Source organism: Streptomyces sp. 15-116A, from assembly GCF_025290915.1.
GTDB lineage: Bacteria > Actinomycetota > Actinomycetes > Streptomycetales > Streptomycetaceae > Streptomyces.
The window spans coordinates 1-3,289 of the sequence record NZ_JAOCQE010000440.1; the positions used below are offsets into that span (position 1 = coordinate 1).

Here is a 3,289-nt window from a genome sequence, read left to right on the forward strand (position 1 = left end):
GGGCGGCGGCACCGGCCAGGTCGTGCGGGACGTGCGCGGCGCGGTGCCCGGCGGCGACGATCGCGCAGCCGTGCTCCTCCAGTGCGGCGCGCAGGGTGCGCAGCGGCAGCAGATGCAGGTGCCGGGGCTGGTCGTAGGGCAGCCACCAGCGGCCGAGCAGGGCGGCGAAGACGCAGCGCGGGTCGAGGGTCTCGATCAGCAGGTGCCCGCCGGGGCGCAGCGCGTCGAGGGCGGCGTGGAGTTCGGCGCGGGGGTCGGTGGTGTGTTCCAGGTGGTGCAGCAGGCTGACGACGTCGTAGCGGCCGGCCACGCGGGCGCGGATCCGGGGGTCGGTCAGCGCCCCTCGGTGGGCCTCCTCGATCCGGCCGAGGGCCCGGGCCTCCTCCACGCGCGCGGTGACGTCGGTGCCGTCGAAGGCGGTGTACGGGAAGAACTCCCGGGCGGTCTCCGGGAAGCGGGCGAGGCCGGTGCCGACGTCCAGCCAGCTCTCCGGTTCGCCGAAGCGGAGCATCGCGCGGGCCGCGGCACGGCGGCGGTGGCGGGCGGCGCGCAGGGCGAGGACGCCCTCGGTGGCGGGGTCCCGGGGGGCGCCGGGGACGGGCCGCTGGTAGAAGGCGAGGCCCTCGGCGGTGAGGCGCGGGTTCTGGAAGGTGTGGCCGCAGTCGCGGCACTCGTCGACGGTGAACAGGCCGGGCCGGTGCTGCCGCAGATCGCCGGTGCGCAGCCGCGTGCGCAGCCGGGCGGAGCCGCACCAGGGGCAGTCCTCACGGCGGGGCTCGTGCACCTTGGTGGAGACGTGGGGGTGCGCAGCGGGGGCGGCGGGCCCGGTGGGGACCACTGGTGCGGCGGGGGTGGTCGGTGCGGTCATGGGCGGCTCCCGGCGAGAGGGCGGGCGGGACGGGTGTACGACAATCCCGAGCAAAACGTTACGTAGGGGATGCCGCTGGGCGGTGCAACGGCGCCGGGGTGGCGTGGTGGCGGTGAGCCGCCGGGCGTCGTGCCGACGGGGGGCGGTCGTGTTCGATCGGGGCCGGTACTGTTCGGCGAATGAGCTCGCTTAATCTCGACGACTTCACCGATCTGATCGAGCGTCCGGACGGCGGGGTGCGCCGTGACGCGGAGGCGCACCGGGAGCGCCGGATCGTGCCGCCCGGGTCGCTGGGCCGCCTCGACGACCTAGGTGAGTGGCTGGCGGCGGCGCAGTCCGCGGTGCCGGTGCGGCCGATCGAACGGCCGAAGGTCGTGCTCTTCGCCGGGGACCACGGGATCGCCGAGCTGGGTGTCTCGGCGCGGGCCGCGGGCAGTGCGGCCGAGCTGGTGCGGGAGGTGCTGGAGGGCGGGCGTCCGGTGTCGGTGCTGGCCCGGCGGCTGGGCGTGCCGGTGCGGGTGGTCGACATGGCGCTGGACTGCGACCCTGGTGCGCTGCCCGAGGACGTCGTACGGCACCGGGTGCGGCGCGGCAGCGGGCGGATCGACCTCGAGGACGCGCTGAGCCCGGAGGAGGCCGAGGGGGCGTTCCGGGCCGGGATGGCGGTGGCCGACGAGGAGGCCGACTCCGGTACGGATCTGGTGGTGCTCGGCGATGTGAGCGTGGGCGGGACCACGGCCGCGGGTGTGCTGGTGGCGGCGCTGTGCGGGACGGACGCGTCGGTGGTCACCGGGCGGGGTGGGCTGGCGATCGACGACCTGGCGTGGATGCGCAAGTGCGCGGCGATCCGGGACGCGTTGCGGCGGGCGCGGCCGGTGCTGGGTGATCAGCTGCAGCTGCTGGCGACGGTGGGCGGGGCGGATCTCGCCGCGATGACCGGGTTCCTGCTGCAGGCGGCGGTGCGGAAGCTGCCGGTCGTGCTGGACGGGGTGGTGACGGCGGCGTGTGCGCTGGTGGGGCAGCGGGTGGCGTTCCGGGCGCCGGACTGGTGGCTGGCCGCGCACGACAGTGGGGAGCCGGGGCAGGCGAAGGCGCTGGACCGGATGGCGCTGGAGCCGCTGCTGGGGCATGGCGTGCGGGTCGGTGAGGGCGTCGGGGGGCTGCTGGCCCTGCCGATGGTCCAGGCTGCGGCGGCGCTGGCGGGGGAGCTGCCGGAGAAGACGGAGAAGCCGTCCTGAGGTTGGGGCTGTCCGGGGGTGGGTGACGCTCGCCCGCGCTGGCGGGGTGCCTCCCCCACTCTCGGCTTCGCTCGAGCGGGGGGACCCCCATCGCCCACCCGTGCCGCCCCAGCGGCACGACTGCCCGCAGCTAGGTACGTGAGGTGAGTACCTAAGGGGCGCGGGGAACTGCGCGACCAGCCCCCACCGGCCCGCAGATTACGGCGTGAGAGACCTCGGCGGGCTGGGGTCCGGCTTGCCGCCGATCCAGTCCTGGAAGGCCCGCTGCGGGCCGGACCACCTGCGGTCGTGCCGGTAGGCGCGCAGCAGGGACCGGGCACGGGCCTTGGGCCGGTGACGGTAGAAGCGTCTGGCCCAGGGAGACGTGGGGCGGGCCAGGCGCAGGGAACCGATCAGGGCGATGACGGGGATGATCATGCCGAAGATGGCGATCCGTGCCTTGCCCTTGCTCAGGGCGATCAGGGCGAAGAGGAAGTTGAGCGCGACGGTCCCGATGACGGTGGCCCGGTTCTGCGCTTCGTCCTCGCCGAGGTCGTCGACGCCGAACGGCAGAAAGCCCGCCAGCAGCAGGATGCCCAGAGCCGCGGTGAGGATGACGACCTCGACACTCTTGCGGCCAGCCTCGGTCCAGTAGACGTCGTCGAGGTGCAGGATCAGGGCGAACTCGTCCAGCACCAGCCCCGCCCCGACGCCGAAGACCACCGCGGCCAGCGCGGAGCCGAAGCCGTGCTGGCCGCCCGCCACCGCGCAGAATCCGCCGATGACGGTGAGGACGACGCCGGGCACCACATGGTGGATGTGCAGCTCGCCCGCCTTGACGTTCCCGAAGGGGCCTTTGCCCGCCCGGATCATCCGCGTGATGACCCGCGTGATCACGAAGGTGAGGACGAAGGCCGTGAGCGCGAGGAGCAGCGGCAGCTTGCCCGGCTCGATGATGTTCCGCTCCCACCACTGTCCCATATGCGCACTTTATCCAGGGCGGTCGCCGGTGCCCTGCTGAGCGCCGGCGACCGCCGGATGAACCGCACCGGCGACCGCCGGGTAATCTGCGCCGGTGCCCGACCCCTCCCCGACCCGCCCGGCCGACGGCCTCCGCTTCGCCTTCGGCACCCTCACCGTGCTCCCCGTCAGGGTGACCCGCTGGGACCGTGAGGCCGCGCGCGACGGCATGCTGTGCGCCCCG

Annotated in this window: 3 protein-coding genes and 1 pseudogene; 2 read left to right on the forward strand and 2 right to left on the reverse strand. The window is 74.6% G+C overall.

Annotated features, from left to right (window positions below; translation table 11 throughout):
- The coding region (locus N4P33_RS34000; protein WP_260830784.1) for a class I SAM-dependent methyltransferase at window positions 1-868 on the reverse strand (868 nt) is incomplete at its 3' end.
- A 179-nt stretch (window positions 869-1,047) separates the two neighbouring features.
- Here N4P33_RS34000 and cobT point away from each other — a divergent pair.
- Window positions 1,048-2,106, forward strand: a complete 1,059-nt coding sequence (gene cobT, locus N4P33_RS34005) for a nicotinate-nucleotide--dimethylbenzimidazole phosphoribosyltransferase (protein ID WP_260830785.1) — start codon at window positions 1,048-1,050, stop codon at window positions 2,104-2,106.
- 198 nt (window positions 2,107-2,304) lie between these two features.
- Here cobT and N4P33_RS34010 read toward each other — a convergent pair whose 3' ends face one another.
- Window positions 2,305-3,066: a hypothetical protein gene (locus N4P33_RS34010; RefSeq protein WP_260830786.1), complete on the reverse strand. Its 762-nt coding sequence runs from the start codon at window positions 3,064-3,066 to the stop codon at window positions 2,305-2,307.
- 94 nt (window positions 3,067-3,160) lie between these two features.
- Between N4P33_RS34010 and N4P33_RS34015 the strand changes: the two are divergent.
- Window positions 3,161-3,289: pseudogene (locus N4P33_RS34015) on the forward strand (adenosylcobinamide-GDP ribazoletransferase); the annotation flags it as partial.

What these genes read in the sequence shown, in the direction of transcription:
- N4P33_RS34010 (WP_260830786.1), bottom strand. Translation starts at nt 3,066, where the DNA reads ATGGGACAGTGGTGGGAGCGGAACATCATCGAGCCGGGCAAGCTGCCG.
- cobT (WP_260830785.1), top strand. Translation starts at nt 1,048, where the DNA reads ATGAGCTCGCTTAATCTCGACGACTTCACCGATCTGATCGAGCGTCCG.